Raw genomic sequence first — 19,676 nt, 5'->3', positions numbered from 1 at the left:
TTATTAATTATGGACACGCTAAAAAATGACCCCGACCATTAGACTCAACGACAGAAAAAAAAGCGCCCTGCTCCGGTATGCGGGATCTTTGGTGATTCTTCTTATCACCTGGAACAACGGCTTTTGCAGCATTGAAACACGGGAAAACGATGTCGTCAAAGCGGTGCGAAAAGCAAGCCCGGCAGTGGTCAATATAAGTTCACAATATGAAATCCGCAAGAATTCCAATCCTTTTTCAGGATATGGCATGGATCCGATGTTAGACCAATTCTTCCGCGATTTTTTTGCTCCCGAACTTGAACGAAGGGAAAAGCGAACCAGTCTTGGTTCCGGCGTCATCATCGATGGCACACGCGGCTTGGTTTTGACCAATGCCCATGTTGTCGAAAAGGCAACCACTATCCGCGTAGCGTTGAACGATCAGCGCGAATTTGAGGCGACCATAATAGGAATGGATCCGGATTCGGATCTGGCTGTGCTCAAAATCCAATCGGACCAGGTGTTGCCAGCCATTCAAATGGGCCATTCAGAGGACTTGATGATTGGGGAATCAGTCGTTGCCATCGGAAATCCCTTTGGATTTTCCCATACGGTCACCACAGGCGTGGTCAGTTCGGTTAATCGAAGTATTAAAACCGCAGATCGAGTTTTTCATAAATTCATTCAAACCGATGCATCCATTAACCCGGGAAACAGCGGCGGCCCCCTGCTAAATATCAACGGCGAGTTGATCGGCATCAATACGGCAATCTATGCGCAAGCTCAGGGCATCGGATTTGCCATTCCGATAAACCGCGCCAAACGAATCATTTCCGATCTGATCAATTTCGGAGAGGTCGTTCAAGCCTGGATCGGTATGTCCGTTCAAGCCCTTGATTCCAATCTGTCCAACTATCTCGGGGTCCCAGGCGATGTCGGGCTCATGGTTACAGCGGTGGAAACAGAAAGCCCGGCGGCAACGGCAGGCATCGATGAAGGCGATATAATCCTTTCCATAGACGGCTTAAGGATAACCGACATCTTGGCCTATCAAGCAAAGATGAATGAAATTTCAGCCGAACAAACCCTCTCGGTGGAAATCAGCCGAAAAGGAAAAATCACTCGAATTTCCATCGAAACGGCGGTCTTTCCGCTTGATCGGGCACTGGAACTGGCCAGTCAACGGATGGGGATAAAAGTAACCGACCTTGATGAACAATCCCAATTAACCTATGGCATAAAAACAAACACAGGGGTGCTGATCATAGAAATGAGTCGGGGTTCCCACTTGGACCAGTTGGGCGTGAGACCCGGAGATATTATCCGTCAAATCGATGAAGCGAGGGTGGAAACTCTGGCGGATTTTAAGGCGGCCATTATTAAATACCGCCACAAGCCATCGGTGATACTTCTCATTCAGCGCCATGGTAATCTTTATTATGTAAATACAACCATGAAGGAAAATGGATGATGAAAAGAAAAAAAATTTTAGCGCTGCTTAAAACCGGGACACCCCTTGAAAACTTGCTGATTAAAGGATGGGTGAGAACCAGACGCGATTCGAAAAACTTTTCCTTTATCGAAGTCAATGACGGATCCTGCCTGAAAAACATGCAGATCGTGGTTGATGAAAGCCTGCCTGACTACAGCGACCTTAAAAACCTGACTACCGGATCGGCAGTGGCCGTTTGGGGGAGCCTCGTTCCTTCCCAGGGAGGCGGCCAGAAATGGGAAGTCCAGGCAACCAAGATGGAAATTATCAGTTTGGCGCCGGAGACCTTTCCACTGCAGAAAAAGCGCCATTCGGATGAATATTTGAGAACCATAGCCCATTTACGACCGCGGACCAATAAATATGGGGCTATTTTCAGAATCCGTTCCGAACTCTCTTGGGCGATTCACCAGTTCTTCAGGGATCGGGGATTTCGCTATATTCACACCCCCGTAATTACCGGATCAGACTGCGAAGGCGCCGGAGAACTCTTTCGCGTGACGACGCTGAATCCGTCCATGCCGATTGCATCCAACGAAAAAATAGATTTCTCCAAGGATTTTTTCGGCAAGGAATCCAACCTGACGGTTTCCGGCCAACTGTCCGCTGAAATGTTTGCCCTCTCTTTGGGAGATGTTTACACCTTTGGTCCCACTTTTCGGGCTGAAAATTCCAATACCAGCCGTCACGTGGCTGAGTTTTGGATGATTGAACCGGAAATGGCTTTTTGCGACCTGGTCGGTAACATGGATTTAGGTGAAGCCTTCATCAAACATCTTGTCGGCTTTATCATCGAAAACTGTTCGGAAGACATTGACCTGTTTGCCCGTTTCGTTGACAAAACGTTGATGAAAACACTCGAAAATATTATTTCTTCTGAGTTTTTACGTATTCCCTATAAAGAGGCCATCGATATATTGCTCGGATCCAAGGAATCTTTTGAGTATGCGTTGGCTTACGGATCAGATCTTCAATCCGAACACGAACGCTATCTGACCGAAAAACATTTCAAAAAGCCGATAATTGTTTATGACTATCCTAAAACCATCAAACCGTTTTACATGCGTCTGAACGATGACGATGAAACGGTTGGTGCCATGGATATTCTGGTGCCGAGAATCGGTGAATTGATCGGCGGCAGCCAGCGTGAAGAACGATTAGACGTGCTCGAAAAGCGAATGGCGGAGTCTGGCCTTTCTAAGGAGAACTACTGGTGGTATATAGACTCAAGGCGCTACGGGACCGTTCCCCACAGCGGATTTGGGCTGGGTTTTGAGCGGATGTTGATGCTGGTTACCGGCGTGTCGAATATCAGGGATGTAATTCCCTTTCCCCGAACCCCGGGAAACATAGATTTTTAAAAAAGGTTACCGTTTGCGGTTTGACAGGCCGGTCAGGACAGCCAGCAATCGTCTTCATTATTTTGAATGTGGAATCAGCATTGCTTTAAACAACGCAGCTTAGCCAGTTCTTCAGCATAGCCGTAAAGGTGAAGGCCTTTACTTTCGACGATCATTTCTCCATCCTTGACGCCGATTTCGCCGGCCATGTATTCCTTTAAATTTTGAATCCCCGCCAGGTTGGCCGGCATCCCCCCCCATAAATCCCAGGATCGGAAATAGACCATGAAATGGAGGGTTTCATCCTGTATGCGCGTATCTATCGATCTCAAACAGGGTGGATCGAGCAGGGTTACGTCGGATGGGTGCGCCACTTGGAGTACCATCTGGTTATTCCGGGACCCGAATCGCTTGTAGGTGTCGATAATCCATTCAATCTGATTCAGATACACCGATCCATTCTCTTCAAACACAACTTTTCCATCGACGTCCCTCTCATCGATGATGTCGCGGTTTTTTTCTTTCCACCAGCGAAGTTTATCGCCGCTAACAGGCACTCGCGTCAACCGCTCACCATATGTGTAGGATTCTCCGGGTTCTTTGTGTCCGGTCATCAGATATTCAACATACGACCGATTGTATCCTTCTCCCCCAAAAATATAGGCCTCCTCAACGGGGTTCGGTATACCACAGGATGCGGGAATATCAGGAATCAATGGCAGGGTACCCGGATATTTCACATGACCCATAAAATAATCGTATTCAAGTCGTGTCTGACCGGCGTAGGATCCCCGGTCTATTATAAACCGGCTGCCTTTATCAAGAATATCATGCACCGCTTGAAACCACAGATCCGGCAGGTCTCTGGCATCTATTCGATGAATTTTCATTTCCTTATGCCTTGGCTATCATTAAACATGAATTGAGTATAACTCCTTTTAAAAAAATATCAATTTTTACAATATCTTAGGCCGGTTTAAAAATTGTACGTCTTAAAAAAAAATTATTGACAATTACAAGGTATGTATGAGAATTATTAATTGCTCTTTGATGCAGATAACCTGACCTTGAGCACACCCTGAATCTGATTCTATTTTTCTAAAACTGCGCTGGAGACCGAAGCTGATACTGGATTTATTATTTGCCATTTAAAAGAGCGCACCCATTTAAGAACCCCTGATTTTCCTTAGGAATTTCAGGGGTTCTTTTTTCAGCGCTCATATATCGAGCATGCTGACTTCCAAGGCATTGCTTTGAATGAAATCCCGCCTGGGTTCGACTTCATCACCCATCAGTATCGTAAATATCTCATCCGATTCAACTGCATCTTCAACAGTCACTCTTAGCAGATTACGCTTGTCGGGGTGCATGGTGGTTTGCCACAACTGTTCGGGATTCATTTCACCAAGCCCCTTATATCGTTGAATATTTATACCTTTTTTACCATCCTCAATCAGATACTGCAAAAGTTGTCGTTTATCTTCCATGACGACTGGCGCGTCATCGCGATCATTGGTGTATATTTCAAATGGAGGCTTATCATCCACTTCCAACTTTTTATTCAAAATTAAACATTTTTGATAATCCGAAGAATAAATTAAATTTCTGCCAATGGTAACGGTCTGCTGGTAATTGTTTTGATCCGTTGATCTGACAATCAGCTCGAACATTTCATCTTCTTCATTCCAGGACAGTGCTTGAGCAAGATACCCTTTATTTTCAATTTTTTCCTTTAACATAAACATGTTGTCCCGGTCCTGCAGGAAAGCCTTGTCCTGGACTTTCGCTTTGATCATGGTCTCTACAACCAGAGGATCAAATCCGCGGTTTTCCAGTTTTGCCATGGCTGAAGCGTACTCACTTAAATCACACAGAAAAATAAAAAGATGGTGCTCTGATAGGATTTTCCCATTGGGAACAATTTTAACCTGCTTTTTGTCAACTATTTTTTTCAGAATAAAATCATTCAGTTCTCCCTCATCTTTCATATAAGATTCGCTTTTTCCTTTACCAATTTTGAAAAGCGGGGGTTGGGCGATGTATAGGTAACCTTTGTCTACCAGTTCAGGCATTTGGCGATAGAAAAAGGTAAGCAACAGCGTTCGAATATGGGATCCATCCACATCCGCGTCCGTCATGATGATAACCTTGTGATAGCGGATTTTATCAATGTTATATTCTTCCTTGCCGACGCCGGTGCCTAAAGCGGTAATGATGTTTTTAATTTCTTCGCTTCGGAGTATTTTATCAAACCGCGCCTTCTCCACATTTAAAATTTTTCCCTTCAACGGCAAAATCGCCTGGAATTTTCTATCCCTGCCCTGTTTGGCAGACCCGCCGGCTGAGTCCCCTTCAACCAGAAAGAGTTCCCGCAGCGCCGGGTCAGACAGCTGGCAATCCGCCAGTTTACCGGGAAGGGTGGAATCAATCAATGCACCCTTGTTCCTGGCCATATCCCGTGCGCGTTTGGCAGCATCCCTCGCTCTGGCAGCATCCACAGCCTTTTCCATTATCTTCCGGGATACAGCGGGATTTTCCTCCATAAAAGCACTGAGTTTTTCATTAATCAGGGACTCTACCAACCCTTTTACTTCACTGTTGCCCAGTTTGGTTTTGGTTTGCCCCTCAAATTGGGGAGACTTTATTTTGACACTGATGATTGCCGTTAACCCTTCCCTGACATCATCACCGCTTATTTTGGCTGAAAGATTTTTTGGCAGGTTGCCATTTCCGGCATACTGGTTGATGGTTCGGGTCAATGCCGCCTTGAAGCCGATCAGGTGAAATCCACCTTCCACCGTGTTGATATTATTAGCAAAAGAAAAAATATTTTCTTTATAGGTGCCGTTGTATTGGATGGCTACTTCAATATTGACGTCGTTCCGATAACCTTCAATAAAAACCGGTTCATGAAGAACCGTGTGCCTTTTATTCAAATACTCGACAAAGGAAACGATGCCACCTTCGTAACAATAATTTTCGCTTTTATCGAAGCGCTCATCTTCGATGAAAATATTGACGCCTTTGTTGAGAAATGCCAGTTCTCTTAGACGGCGGGACAAAATATCGTAGCTGAATTCGGATATATTAAAAATCTGGTCATCGGGAACGAAATGAATTCGGGTTCCTCTTTTTTCGGTTTCACCAATTACTTTCAACTCACTTGTTTTTGTTCCTCTTTCATAGGTCTGGTAGTAAATTTTTCCCTTGGAATATATTTCAACTTCAAAAAATTTTGACAGGGCATTGACCACACTCACCCCGACCCCATGGAGTCCGCCGGAAACCTTATAACTGTCATTATCGAATTTTCCGCCGGCATGCAGTTTGGTAAGCACCACTTCTAGCGCCGGGACATTTTCCGTCCGGTGAATGTCAACGGGAATTCCCCTTCCATTGTCTTCCACGCTGATGCTGTTGTCGGTATGAATGGTAACACGGATATTTTCACAATAACCGGCCATGGCCTCATCGATGCTATTGTCCACCACCTCGTAAACAAGATGATGGAGACCGGCCACATCCACATTTCCAATATACATGGATGGCCGCAAACGAACCGGTTCAAGACCTTCTAATACATCTATGCTGTCTGCATCATAATTTTCGTTCATTTTTAGATAATTCTCATTGATTTTAAATTCTCATCGGCATGATAACGCCGATAAATGTTTTATCCGTATCCCCTTCAACAATGCAGGGACGGCTGCCGTCGACTATATTGATAATCACATTTTCTTCATCGATAACGCTCAAGGTATCCATAAAAAATTTAGGGTTAAATGCCGCTTCGATGGGGTTTCCGGAAAATTCGATTTCCGTTTCTTCCTTAGATTCACCGTAATCAGGATTGGTGGCGGTTACCACCAGTTTATTGTCATTGAAGGTGAAAACAGCGCCTTTGTAATTGTCTGTTGCCAGAATAGACATTCGTTTGAGCATCTTTCCAAATTTAATTTTATCCAATTTAAGGATGTGTTCCTTGCCTTTGGTTAAAATGTCCTCGTATTTTGGAAAATCACCTTCCAGCATACGGATAATAATCGTTTCCTTTTCTTTTTTGACGATAAAATTACTATCCTTGATACCGACCTGAACATCTCCTTCAATGTCTAAAAATTTAGCAACTTCATTCAATCCTTTTTTAGGAACCAACACCCCTTCACCCACAGGCAGGTTTTCCGGTGAATCATAAAAATGATGAACCGCATTCAGACGACTGCCGTCTGTGGATACAAACCGGAGTCGGTAGGCCTCTTCATGGGTCCGTTCAACAAAAACACCATTGATGTGGGCTCTTTTTTCATCGCCTGCCGATGAAATAATAATAGATCGTTCAATCATCTTTTCAAAAATGAATGCATCGATGGCAAAAAAGTCTACTTCGGTAATATGGGGTGTTTCGGGAAAGTCATCCGGATTCATGCCGACAATATGGTACTGAACCTTATCATTGCCGATCTCTATCCACCTGTTTTCCACTTCGTTAATAAGAATATCCTCTGAGGGGAATTCCCGAAGAATTTCAAATAATTTTTTTGCACTGACAGCCACCGCACCTTCTTTTTCCACGGATGCCGGATAAAAACCTTCAAATCCGGTCTCCAGGTCCGTGGCAGTCAGATGAATACCGTCGCTGACAGCCCGTATTAAAATATTTTCGGTGATAGCCAGATTGCTCCGTCGTCCGGTCAACCCTTGCACTTTTGCCAGCACATTAACAATTTGGAATTTGTTGATGATGAATTTCATAATATAATTCCTTTTAAAATATTGTTGTACTAGTAGGAACCGACAAAAAGTTTATAAGTATTTAACTTCTTAGTTTTATATAAAATATAAATATATTTAATTGTTCATAAGTTGGTGATAGGGTTCATAAACAAAATAAGTTTTGTAAGGAAAAATAAAATTGTTGATAACTGATCAATTATTGACCCATTTTAAATATACCTGTGTTGATAATGGTCGCTGATCAAACCTGTATCCATTTTTTTATGTCTGGAACTATTTTTTGATTCCATTCCACAGAAGATCTTAATTTTAAGAAAATATTAAATAAACGATTAACCAGTTCAATCGCTTTTTCGTACAGGTAGGCTTTTTCCAGTACCATCCCCTCAATATCCGCTTTGGTTTCAGCAGGACCGGTTTGCGGAACATTTAAGCCTGAAAAACTCAGGCTTTCCCCTTTCAGGGTGAATTTCCAATCCTGATTTTCCGTTTTGTAGGAAAGGTTCATTTCAATGACGACAGCACCTTTTCGTAGTGATAAAAGGCCTTCTTCCAGTCCGGCATCATCACCTTTGATGGTAATACTCTCACTGGAATCATTGATGCTGTTTTCCAGGACGATTCGATTGCCGAGATACAAAGACGTAATGGTTTCATCTACGGTTTTAAAAAAGTGTTGATTGGTATCGATGGTAAACCACAACCAGGTTAAAAACTCATTTCCAATAAATTTATAACGGTTATAAGCAATCGCGACATCCAGCATTGGCAATTTTTTATTACTCCGTGAACCGGGTTGGGGTGAATTGGGATAGGGCATCTTTTTCCACATCGGACAATGGTGATGTCAAGGCCGCCATGGTATAGGGAAACAACCGGATTAATTTCAATTTAAAAGATCGGGTGAAAAGGGTTTCCAATTCTTCATTGGCTCCTTTCAAGTTGGAGAAAAACCAGAGGGTGTTGGACTCGTAGTTCCAAATCAGATCATAAATATTTGGCGTCGCCGGAATTCTCAAATTTAAAAGGTGGATGACATGATCCTTGATCTCTTTTTTCTCGGTTCTGCTTAAAAAGTCGCGCCCACTTTTTGCCAACTTTTTTGTCATTTCAAGCGTGTAGTGTTTTTGAACGATTTTTGAGGGAATCGATTTTTTATCGATCCGCATGGAAAAAACCAAATGGGTGCCGATTAGAAACGGGGATTGGTTAAAATCGGTACTAAAAGGATTGTTAAAACAAGTCCAGCCAATGGCCTTGTCCGATGATTCGTTGTCTATCTCTTCAACGGCATTTTTTTTCAATCCAGTGGCAACACTTTCCAGAATAGGTTCCGACAGTTTTCCTTCAACGCGATATTGGGTGATGGAAACGGAAGATGAAAGAATACCCATTAATTGACCCTATATACTGAATGTTGTGTAATTTTATAATAAAACAAATACATATAGCGGTTTTATGTGTTTTTTTCAAGCTATTTTTGGGTGTTTGCTTGAAGGATCCAATATACAGAAATAGTTGAATCATTTTAATACGATAAATCCCAAAAAAAGCCATATTTAAATCGTGATAGCGAGTTTGCAGCGGGGAGTCTTCAATATTGACAAAAAAGGTCCAATATTTAAATATGCTGTGATATAATTATTTTTTTAAATAAATTTAAAAGGTTAAATGTAGAGTGAGCAACTTTTCAGAACCATTTAGTGCCGATCTTCACATTCATTCAAAATTTTCGAGAGCTACAGCGCGCAACCTCGATATTGAAAATATATACATATGGGCCCAACTGAAGGGCATAACCGTTGTAGGGACCGGAGATTATACTCATCCGGAGTGGATCGTAGAGATCATTCAAAAATTGGAACCGGCGGAACCGGGTCTGTATAGACTGAGAGCGGATATTGCCCGTTGCTGTGATGAATTTGTGCCGGCCTCCTGCCGGGCCCCCGTCCGGTTTATGTTAAGTTGTGAAATCAGCAATATATATAAAAAAAAGGGACGCACTCGAAAAAACCACAACCTTGTTTTTTTTCCGGATATAGAACATGTGCGCCGCTTCAATAGCCGTCTGGAGACCATCGGAAACATCCATTCCGACGGAAGACCCATCCTCGGTCTTGATGCTCGAGATCTGCTTGAGATCGTATTGGAAACATCCGAAGATGGGTTTCTCGTCCCGGCCCATATATGGACACCGTGGTTTTCAATGCTGGGATCGAAATCTGGGTTCGATTCCATCCAGGAGTGTTTCGAAGATCTAAGCTCCTATATTTTTGCCGCTGAAACGGGTCTGTCCTCTGATCCGCCTATGAACTGGCGGGTGTCCGATCTGGATCATATCACCCTTATTTCCAATTCAGATGCCCATTCACCGTCAAAATTAGGTCGCGAAGCCAATCTGTTTAAAACGGAAATCAACTATTACGCCATTCGGGCGGCCATGGAAAATGGAGATGAAGATCAATTTGCAGGAACGGTTGAATTTTTTCCCGAAGAGGGAAAATACCACGTGGACGGCCATCGTAAATGCGAGGTCTGTTTTACCCCTGCTCAGACCCACTCTCACATGGGTACTTGTCCGGTTTGCGGAAAACCGCTGACACAGGGGGTATTGCATCGTGTGGAAGACCTGGCCACGCGTCCTGAAGGATTCCAGCCGAATCGTTGTTTTCCGTTTTACCGGCTCATCCCACTTGATGATCTGCTGGCAGACATATTCAGGATCGGTTCCCAATCCAAAAAAGTAAAACGAACCTACCGGGCACTGTTGGAGACGTTAGGCAATGAATTAAATATTCTTCATTCCCTGGAGAGGGAAACCATTGAATCAGCCGGGGTACCGCTGCTTGCAGAGGCCATTGTCCGCATGCGAGACAATCGAGTATCTTTTTCTCCGGGCTATGACGGGCTTTTCGGAACCGTTCAACTTTTTTCTGACTGTGAAAGGGATCGATTGATTGGACAGCGGGGCCTTTTCTCTGGTTTTGATAAAAAACTTGAATCGGCTGAGCTTGATAAAACGTCAACTCGCTGTAATTTTGACGATAATTTACTGAGTTCAGCGACTCCGGAGTCGGATGAACCTTTAAAAAGGGCGATATCCTTAAACGCGGAGCAGCAAAAAGCCGTGGATCATCCGAACGGACCGTTAATGATCCTTGCCGGACCGGGGACGGGAAAGACCCGGACGCTGACACGTAAAATTGCCCGCCTGATTGAAAGCGGCGTTGATGTCAAGCATGTGCTGGCAGTGACCTTTACCAATAAGGCGGCAAAAGAAATGAAAGGAAGGCTTGCTGCCATTCTGGGTAAATCACGGTCGCTCCCCTTTGTGGGAACCTTTCATGCTTTGGGCTATCGCATTTTGACCCGTTCCATGTCGGATGCCATGCTGTCGGTTGCGGATGAAGAGACCCGCAGCGTTCTGGTTCGTGACGCCATGGCCTTAAATGGCTTGTCAAAAAAAGGGTTGGCAATCAGCCTGGATGAAATGAAGGGGTGGATTGTTTCGGCCAAACAGAAGATGCTCTCCAGCAACGATCCACTCGACGGGGTGTGTCCTCATGACCGGTTGGCCCAGTTCGTTTGCAGCTATGACACCTATGAACACTTGCTTCGGATTCAAACCCTTGTGGATTTTGAAGATTTAATTTTCCGAGCGGTTTCTCTGCTGGAAAAAGACCCGGATTCGTGTGATCGGTATGCGGGCCGCTTCAGCGATATTTTTATCGACGAATACCAGGATATCAACGCCGGACAGTATCGGCTCGTCAGGTTGCTGGCAGGGGATCATGCCAACATCCGCATTATAGGTGACCCCGATCAATCCATATATGGTTTCAGAGGATCGGATGTCGACTGTTTCAAATGGTTCAAACAGGATTTTCCTGTCGCCCAGACAATTGTATTGAATAAAAATTATCGGTCCTCCCGGACGATTCTGGAAATTTCAGCTCAGGTGATCAAAAAAAATACGCCGTTGCTTGAAAGCGGGGGCCGACATGCGGTTTATTCGGATATGATGGGCGAGGGTCACATCCCTGTTATGCAGTTGGCTTCGGAAAATGCCGAAGCTGTTGCCATTGGAAAAACAATTGAAAAGATGATTGGAGGGATCGGTTTTTTTTCTTTGGATTCCGGAGCTGCGGATGGCACTGTGGATCAGGGGCGGTTGAGTTTTTCTGATTTTGCTGTTTTGTTCCGGACACGCAGTCAGGGCAAGGTGATTTTAAAATTCTTGGAAAAAGCAGGCATTCCCTGTCAACCCATAGACCGGAATAGCGTTCTGGATCACCCTGGGGTAAAATCAGTCATTTCGGTTTTAAGGCTGCTACACGGCGTGGGCCTATTTTATGACCTTCAAGCCGCCGCAGGGGTGTTCAATTCCCCGGTTTCGATTAAGAGTATAGAAATTCTCAAATCCTGGTCTTACCGTAACAAGCTTAGCTTGGCGGAAGCTCTGGTTCAATCTTGCCGGCTGCCTGTTCCCCATATGGGACACTCACGTCAGCAGAAACTATATGCGTTTGTCGGACGAGTATCCTGTTTTAAGAAAAAAATTGATGGCCTGTCGATTTCGGAAACCGTTGACTTGCTGCTACGAAAGACCATTTTGAGGCGGAAATATAGTGGTGACCCGTCGTTTGATCGTGGCATCAACCACCTCCTGGAAACGGGCAACGCCTATCAAAAAGATACTGCCGGGTTTCTGGCGGCAATAGCCCTGTCCAAAGATGCGGACACCTATGATCCTCGTGTGGAAAAAGTGTCCCTGATTACCATGCATGCCGCTAAAGGATTGGAATTTCCCGTTGTTTTTATCGCCGGGTGCGAGGATGGTTTGATACCCTACCGATCAAACAACCGGCCGACAGACATGGAAGAAGAACGGCGGCTGTTTTATGTGGCCCTGACCCGGGCGAAAAGACACCTGTTAATAACCAAAGCCGACCATAGACGGGTGAACGGCCAAAAACAGCCCAGACAAGTATCCCCGTTTCTGGAAGATATTGATAATCGTTATAAACGGTTTTCCTTCCCAGGTGCAAAGAAAACTGAAAAGCCAACCCAGGAACAACTTTCCCTTTTTTAGAGAGGATATCCATGTCCAACGATCCCCTATTCTCCTGTGAATTGAAAAATGGACTGACGTTGCTGTGTTGGGACCATTCAAAAAAAATAGCCGCCGATCGCTGGACCGTCTGTGTGATGGTCGAGATAACCATCCCCGTGGAGAAAAAATGGTTCGGCAACAATCCTGTGGATGAGGAAAACTTCAGAAAGATCAGATGTGAATTGGGCGAATCCGTTATTTTTCAACAAAAAAAAGAACGACAGTTTGTCAGTGTTGATAAAAAAGATCAACGGGTTAAAGAATTATGCGACAACGCCGAGGAAACAGGAAGAAAATATCTTGGCCGTGACGATTTTGCAGCCAAATACATCCTCAAGGTGCATGCTGACCAGCAACGCCGCCGGAACAAGTGACATGAAAACCGGTGCCCTGATTCCCATGAACCGGCCGGAGCGAATTTTGGAAAAGGTGCGTGGTTATCTGGCGGATATGGAGGCGTTTCTTGCCGAACCGGCCGATGCCGTTGCGGTCCTGTTGGATGCTTTGCCCCTCGCCGACAAGGCGCTGATATTGAAAATGCTTCCCCTGCTTGGATACGCCGGAAAAGAGCGAGTTTTATGGCCTCTCTATCACTTTATGCTTGAGGCCTCGAAGGATGAACAGGTTTGCCATGCGGCAGCCGTTCAATTGGGCCTTGCCGCGTCCTTGAGCAATGACCCCTCAGCATTGAAAGCCGCGTTGATTGAAAAACTGAACCACCCGAAGCCCTCCGTTCGGAGCAGCTGTGCGCTGGCTCTCGGCTGGGAGGGAAACTGGCCGGCAGTGACTTCGCTCATGGTCCATATGCCTGATCCGGATCGGAATGTTCAGGACGCGGTGGTTGCAGCCCTATCGTCGGTGGGTGATGTGCGCGTATTGGATTTATTAAGCGCCCGTCTGGAAACCGGAACCGTGGAGGAACAGCGTAGTATCTTGCTGAACCTCTGGCGGTTTGCGGAACAGGTTCCCCGCGTTGAAGCGGTTTATCTCGGCTGTATGGAAATGCTGTTGCCGGAATTACGTGTGGATGCGTTGTCCGGCTTGGCCCTGCTTCCCCTCTCCACGACGATCCTTAAGCGCTACCGTCAATTATTAGGAGATGAGGACCTCCGGATTCGCCGTCAGGTTCTGGAAAACCTTTCGGCGGAAGCGCCGGTCGACGATGAGCAGCTGAAAGCAATCCTTTACGGGCTGCTGACAGACGAAGATGCTCAAATCCGGCAGGCAGCCATTCGGCTCCTGGCCAGGAGCTAAACATTTCCACACCAATAATTCCTGCTCCTGGAAAAAGTCAGCGCCCGTCAACGCCGAAAAAAAAGATGTGCTGTCGGGTCAGGTTTCAATGAGATGGTTCTGGATGGCAAAGCGGGACAGGTCGGCGTTGTTGCGCAGCTTTAATTTCTTCAGCAGGCGGAATCGATAGGTATCTACCGTTTTGATGCTGATATGATAGGCCGAGGCGATCTCTCGGTTGGTGTTTCCCAAGGCAAGGCGTCTCAACACCTGGAGTTCCCTTGTGGAGAGGGAGTCCAGTGGGCTTTGGGTCCTGTTGCCTTTGGCGACTCTGAGGGCCAGTGCTTCAGCGGCGTCGTCCGTTAAAAACAAAGAGCCGGAATGGACTTTACGAATGGCTTTGACCAACTGCTCCGGCGCACTTTGTTTGGTGATGTAGCCCATTGCACCGGTTTCGATAGCCCGAACCACATACTGATGTTCTTCGTGCATCGTCAACACCAGAATGGGCACCTCCGGGAACTCACTTTTCAGCTGGGTGATTACTTCCAAGCCGTCTAAAATAGGCATGGAAATATCGATAACCGCCACATCCGGTTTCTCTTTACGCACCGCCAGCACCGCCTCCCGACCATCCGACGCTTCGGCCACCACTTCGATGTCTCCGCTCTCTTCGACGATTCGTCGAAGTCCGGCGCGGACAATGCTGTGGTCATCGGCAAGTAGAACCCGGATCATGATGGTCAGCTTTCAGTTAAGGCCACGGTGAAACAGATCCGGGTTCCTCCTCCGGGTCTGGATTGTACATCAAAAAAACCTCCCAGCAGGTTGGCTCGCTCCCTCATATTTGTCATACCCAAGCCTTCGGCGTCACATAGGGCTTCCGGTTCGAAGCCCGTGCCGTTATCCTTGATGGTGAGCGATAAATTGCCGTTTTCAAAAGACAGGGATACCTTGGCGCGGGTCGCTGATGCGTGGCGGGCAACATTGGTCAACGCCTCCTGTGAGATGCGGTATGCGGCCGTAGCAAGATTACCGCGGATTTCCGGACCGTCATCGTGTTCAAACACACAACTGATGTCATACCGCTTTTCAAAATCAGCGGTATACCATTCAATCGCCTCCACCAGCCCCAAATGATCCAGAACGCCCGGCCGTAAACGGATGGCCAGGCCGCGAACCTCTTCAATGGTTGTATCGATGAGTTCACACATTGTCAATGCACGGGCCGAGGCGGTCGGGTCGGATCTGTTCACGCGATTGCGGATCCAGACGGCTTCCATGCGAAGCGCGGTAAGCACCTGTCCCAGTTCATCGTGAAGCTCGCGGGCCAGATAGGCGCGCTCTTTTTCCTGATTGGTCATGATGCCGGCCGAGAGTCGCCGCAGTCGTTCCTGGGCTTTTTTAAGCGCGGTGATGTCGGTGGCAATGCCACAAACACCGGTCACCCGACGTTTGCCGTCGTAAAGGGGAAACTTGGTGCTCAAATAGGTATGCGCTTTATCGTCGATAACGATGCTTTCTTCCACCTGGATCGATTGTTTTTCGCGAAGGACCCGGTCGTCATTTTTAAAGAACTGGTCGGCGAGATCAGGGGCGAGAAATTCCTGGTCGGTTTTCCCTTGAACGTCAGAGGAGCGGATGCCGAACAGTTCTTCGAATTTTGAGTTGACCATGGTATATTTACCGTTTGCATCTTTGATATAGACCACGGCCGGTGTGTACTGAAGAATTCCCGAAATTTCACGCGTGCGTTTGCGCACCTGACTCTCAAGGTCTTTGGAATAGCGGCTGAGCGCTTCCTTGGCTTCCTGAAGCGCCCGTTCGGCTTTGTTTCGCTCGGTGACGTCAATGGAGACGGCAAGGGACCTGAAGGTCTGTCGCTGCTCATCACGGTCGGTAATGGCGGAAATCTGAACCTCGACAAGCTCATTGTTTTTCTTGATAAACTGATAGGGGATGTCCTTGATGAAACCGTCTTTGAAAAAGGTGGGAATGATTGTTTCCACTGCATATTTACGGGAATCCGGGGAAAGATAGTCCGTGAGCTTTTTGCCAATGACCTCTTCTCGTGTGTATCCGAGGGCATCAGACCAGTAGTTGCTGATACTGACCAGGTTTCCATTTTTATCGATGGAATGCAGCATGGCCGGGGTATGGTGGTATAAGGATCGATATCGCTCTTCGCTTTTTCGAAGCGCCTGTTCCACGGTGCGGCGTCTGGCGATTTCCAAACTGGCATGGCGGTAGAGGAAAAAAATAGATGCCCCCAGTAACAAACACAGGATGATGATCACCGGCTGAATGATTTTCAACAGGGGTTCGGAAACCAGTTTGGATGCGGCTTTTAGGTCGTACAGATGGACAATTTTCCAGCCAGGGTAGTCGTCGACGGCAGTCTGGTGAAACAGATATGGTTTTCCGGAAGCATCAATAACCTCTTTATTTCCATTTTTTCGGAGTCCCGTCCAGTGCCAGGGGCCGTTACCGAACTGTCGAGTTTGCCGCAATCGCCTGATATCATCACGTTTCAACTGCCACATGAGCTGGTACAGCCAGTCAGAGCGGCTGGAGATAAAAATTATCCCCTGGGGATCCACGACCAGCTGGATACTGGTTTCCTCCGGAGTCAGTTCCTTTTCAACGAAAAAAATGGATGCCTTGATGACGACAACGCCCAACGGGGTGTCGGAGCGTTCCGGGTAAACGGGGTAGCTGTAGTACGCACCCCGTTTTCGTGAGGTCGTGCCCAGGGCCAGGTAACTGGCCGGAAGCCCCTGCATGGCGTCCTGAAAATAGGGACGGAAGGAAAAGTTCATACCCACAAAGCTGTCTGGATCGTTCCGATTTGACGAGGCAAGTGTATTCCCACGGAGGTCCATGAGGTAACAGACCTCCACATCCAAGGTTTTTTTGAACAGATCCAGCAGCGCATTGGCGGCGCTCAAAGTCTTCAGGTCGGGGTGAACCAGCACATCCACCAGGGGCTGCATTGCCGCCAAAACCCGCACGGGTTTGATATTTTCGGAAAAAAAGGCGGACAGATTTTTTTTGGTGGTCTGCAGCCGATTCAGGGCGTTGCGTTCCGCCTCCTGAAAGGCGTACTCTTTCAATGTGCTATAGTACAGATACCCGGCAATGCAGGCGGAGAGGAAGGCCAGCAAAGAAAGCACCCTCAAAATAGATCTCAGCTTCATCGATTAAGGCCCCAGCTGTGATGGGTCCTGCCGGACGGGAAGGTGTGTTGAAACGGCAGAACAGGATGCAATAAGACAACGGCGTGGTCACGGTTACATGTCGGATTTGAAAAAAGACTCGGCATCTACGATGGTATCCGGCTTTTTCGTGTATTCGGTAGGAACGGAGCCCTCTTTAAAACATTCGAACAGGGTTTTTCGGGATTCGGGGATAGGCAAAAGGCCGGTTTCCGAATCGATCTTCGCAAAAACCACGCCCTCGGGAACCTGGAACATACGTACCGGCTTGTCTTTCAAAACCCTCTCCATGAAACCCAGCCAGATCGGGCTGGCGGTTCGTGACCCGGTCTCTCCCTTGCCTAACGTTTGCCCGTTGTCGTAACCCACCCAGACGCCGGAGATGAACCGAGGTGTGTATCCGACGAACCAGGCATCCTGAAGGTCATTGGTCGTTCCTGTTTTTCCGGCCACCGGCCGGTTCAATGCCTTAACCCGCTTGCCGGTTCCCTCTTTCACCACACTTTCCAGCAAGCTGGTCATGATGTAAGCGGTGCTTTTGTCGATGACCCGTTCCCTTGACGGGTTCATTTCTTCGAGGATATTACCGAAGCGGTCTTCGATTTTGGTGATGAAGGCCGGCTCCACCAGATAGCCTTGGTTGGCGAAGACGGCATAGGCATTTACCAGTTCTAAAAGAGACACTCCGGAAGAACCCAGGGCAATAGAGAGATCCCGGGCCAGCTCGGATTCAATGCCCAACCTCCGTGCGTAGTCGAGACAGTAGTCGATGCCAATTTCCTGGAGGATTTTAATGGTAACGACGTTGCGTGATTTGACCAATGCCTCGCGAAGCAGGGTCGGGCCGTAAAACTTCTTCCCGTAGTTTTTGGGTTTCCAGGTGAAGTCATTGACCTCGTCCTTGAAGACAATGGGGGCGTCGATGATCTCCGTGGCGGCGGTTAATCCCTTGTCCAGCGCGGCAGCGTAAATGATGGGTTTAAACGCGGAGCCCGGCTGGCGGCGGGACTGAATGGCTCGGTTGAACTGGCTCTCCATGAAGTCGCGCCCGCCCACCATTACCTTTACCAGGCCGGTTTCCGCTTCGATGCACATGAGGGCGCTCTGGGTATCGGGGACTTGGTCCAGGGAAACCTCCCACAGATCCCCGGACGCCTGCTTCTTAACCACCCGCAGCAGAATCACGTCCCCCGTTTTCAGCACCCGGCCGACCTTTTTCACCTGAGCCTGGTAATAAGCCAGGTTCGGGTTGGGTTTGCGCGCCCAGCGGATGTCTTCAATGGAAACGGTCCCGCGAGCATCGCCCATACGGACGGTGGCGGTCCCAGCCTTGTCGTTCACATCGATGACCACCCCTTTGGTCGATGACCCCTCGTCCAGCGGGGTTTCCTGCAGCGCGGCTTGAAGTTCATCGCTGAAGCTTTCAATTTCCTCGGGTGCCAGATGGGCTTCCGGTCCTCGATACCCTAATCGGCGATCCAGTTCACGAAGGCCTTTTTCGACCTCCTGGCGGGCGGCCCTCTGCATTTCGATATTGACAGCCGCGTAAATCTTGAGGCCCTGGGTGTAAAGGGCGTCTTCGCCGTATTTTTTTTCCACGTACCGCCGGATGTGTTCCGTGTATATGGGAACCTTTTCAATATACCAGTTGCGGCGCGGCTTGATGTCCATCTTTACGTCGATGGCCTCGGTCACCTCGGTGTTATTGATGAACCCTTCGGCCAGCATTCGGTTCAGCACGTAGATCTGCCGCTGTTTGGCCCGCTCGGGAAATCGGAACGGGGAGTATCGGCTGGGGGCCTGGGGCAGTCCGGCCAGAATGGCACACTCGGCCAGGTTCAGTTCGTTGACCGATTTGCCGAAGTAATTTTCAGCCGCTGCCTCAACGCCATAGGCGCCGTGGCCAAGGTAGATCTGGTTCAGATATAAGTAAAGGATCTCTTCTTTTGAGAAGGTCTTGTCGATCCGATAGGCTAAAATGGCCTCCTTGATCTTTCGCTCGTAACTGCGCTCGGGGGTCAGCAGAAACGATTTGGTGACCTGCTGGGTGATGGTGCTGCCCCCCTGGACAATGGCTCCCGCCTCGATATTTTTTAAAAAAGCCCGAATGATGCTGAACAGATCGATGCCCTGGTGCTTGTAAAACCGGGAATCTTCAGCGGCGATGAAGGCCTGCTGGAGCTGGATGGGGATGGATGACAGGGGAACCACAATGCGCCGTTCCTTGTAGAATTCGGCGATTTTACGGTTGTCGTCAGAATAGACGGTCGTGATGATGGACGGGTGGTAGTCCGTAAGCGACGTGATTTTCGGCAGGTCGTCGCTCAAATAGAAATAGACGCCCACCATGGCCGATGCGCCCAGAAACATCAATATGACAGCCATGAGTAGCGACCATTTGGCGAGACGGCCAATGATCGCACCCGGTTGGTGTCGTGCCCTTTTTTTCAGAATCTGAGAAGCGCTTTTTTCTTTAGGCATGGCAGATTTTTAAAACCCGTTCTTGTTTCGACATCAGCGGCGGCTGCGCAAACGAACCCCTGGTCCGAGCCCGGATGTAATAACCGCAT

The 19,676-nt window shown here is 47.6% G+C and carries 13 protein-coding genes; 5 read left to right on the top strand and 8 right to left on the bottom strand.

What is annotated here, in order from left to right; all coding sequences use genetic code 11:
- The first annotated feature begins 25 nt into the window (after positions 1–25).
- Positions 26–1,450 carry a Do family serine endopeptidase gene (locus QNK41_RS15160; RefSeq protein ID WP_319258359.1) on the top strand — a complete coding sequence of 475 codons (1,425 nt, stop codon included), beginning with the start codon at positions 26–28 and terminating at the stop codon, positions 1,448–1,450.
- Positions 1,450–2,832 carry an asparagine--tRNA ligase gene (gene asnS, locus QNK41_RS15155; RefSeq protein ID WP_319258383.1) on the top strand — a complete coding sequence of 461 codons (1,383 nt, stop codon included), beginning with the start codon at positions 1,450–1,452 and terminating at the stop codon, positions 2,830–2,832. The genes QNK41_RS15160 and asnS overlap by 1 nt, the downstream gene beginning before the upstream one ends.
- A 74-nt stretch (positions 2,833–2,906) precedes the next feature.
- Here the strand turns inward: asnS and QNK41_RS15150 are convergent, their stop codons facing one another.
- From QNK41_RS15150 to rdgC, 5 genes are all read right to left on the bottom strand, one after another.
- The gene (locus QNK41_RS15150; RefSeq protein ID WP_319258357.1) at positions 2,907–3,701 is read right to left on the bottom strand and encodes a thymidylate synthase; all 795 of its coding nucleotides are present in this window, start codon (positions 3,699–3,701) and stop codon (positions 2,907–2,909) included.
- A 327-nt stretch (positions 3,702–4,028) separates the two neighbouring features.
- Positions 4,029–6,425: a DNA topoisomerase (ATP-hydrolyzing) subunit B gene (gyrB, locus tag QNK41_RS15145; RefSeq protein WP_319258356.1), complete on the bottom strand. Its 2,397-nt coding sequence runs from the start codon at positions 6,423–6,425 to the stop codon at positions 4,029–4,031.
- 22 nt (positions 6,426–6,447) lie between these two features.
- Positions 6,448–7,563 (bottom strand): DNA polymerase III subunit beta, encoded by a 1,116-nt coding sequence (gene dnaN / locus QNK41_RS15140; RefSeq protein ID WP_319258354.1) that lies wholly within the window; start codon positions 7,561–7,563, stop codon positions 6,448–6,450.
- Between the two features lie 223 nt (positions 7,564–7,786).
- Positions 7,787–8,311, bottom strand: a complete 525-nt coding sequence (locus QNK41_RS15135; RefSeq protein WP_319258381.1) for a hypothetical protein — start codon at positions 8,309–8,311, stop codon at positions 7,787–7,789.
- Positions 8,312–8,324: 13 nt separating this feature from the next.
- Positions 8,325–8,939, bottom strand: a complete 615-nt coding sequence (gene rdgC, locus QNK41_RS15130; protein ID WP_319258353.1) for a recombination-associated protein RdgC — start codon at positions 8,937–8,939, stop codon at positions 8,325–8,327.
- Between the two features lie 653 nt (positions 8,940–9,592).
- Here rdgC and QNK41_RS15125 point away from each other — a divergent pair.
- From QNK41_RS15125 to QNK41_RS15115, 3 genes are read left to right on the top strand one after another with little or no spacing between them, the layout of a single operon-like run.
- The gene (locus QNK41_RS15125; RefSeq protein ID WP_319258351.1) at positions 9,593–12,637 is read left to right on the top strand and encodes a UvrD-helicase domain-containing protein; all 3,045 of its coding nucleotides are present in this window, start codon (positions 9,593–9,595) and stop codon (positions 12,635–12,637) included.
- 11 nt (positions 12,638–12,648) lie between these two features.
- Complete coding sequence (locus QNK41_RS15120; protein WP_319258349.1) at positions 12,649–13,032, top strand: hypothetical protein; 384 nt, start codon at positions 12,649–12,651, stop codon at positions 13,030–13,032.
- Between the two features lies 1 nt (position 13,033).
- Positions 13,034–13,912, top strand: coding sequence for a HEAT repeat domain-containing protein (locus tag QNK41_RS15115; protein WP_319258347.1), 879 nt, complete (start codon positions 13,034–13,036; stop codon positions 13,910–13,912).
- A gap of 78 nt (positions 13,913–13,990) precedes the next feature.
- Here the strand turns inward: QNK41_RS15115 and QNK41_RS15110 are convergent, their stop codons facing one another.
- The 3 genes from QNK41_RS15110 to QNK41_RS15100 all read right to left on the bottom strand — a co-directional run bounded on the left by QNK41_RS15110 (position 13,991) and on the right by QNK41_RS15100 (position 19,491).
- On the bottom strand, positions 13,991–14,629 hold the full coding sequence (locus tag QNK41_RS15110) for a response regulator transcription factor (RefSeq protein WP_319258346.1): 639 nt from the start codon (positions 14,627–14,629) through the stop codon (positions 13,991–13,993).
- Between the two features lie 5 nt (positions 14,630–14,634).
- Positions 14,635–17,088 (bottom strand): PAS domain S-box protein, encoded by a 2,454-nt coding sequence (locus QNK41_RS15105; RefSeq protein ID WP_319258344.1) that lies wholly within the window; start codon positions 17,086–17,088, stop codon positions 14,635–14,637.
- Between the two features lie 93 nt (positions 17,089–17,181).
- The gene (locus QNK41_RS15100; RefSeq protein WP_319258342.1) at positions 17,182–19,491 is read right to left on the bottom strand and encodes a penicillin-binding protein 1A; all 2,310 of its coding nucleotides are present in this window, start codon (positions 19,489–19,491) and stop codon (positions 17,182–17,184) included.
- Positions 19,492–19,676 lie beyond the last annotated feature (185 nt).

Origin of the sequence: Desulfosarcina sp. (genome assembly GCF_033791525.1) — a bacterium.
Classification (GTDB): Bacteria; Desulfobacterota; Desulfobacteria; order Desulfobacterales; family Desulfosarcinaceae; genus Desulfosarcina.
The sequence above is the reverse complement of the archived record's forward strand: the minus strand, read 5'-3'. Positions and strand labels throughout refer to the sequence as shown.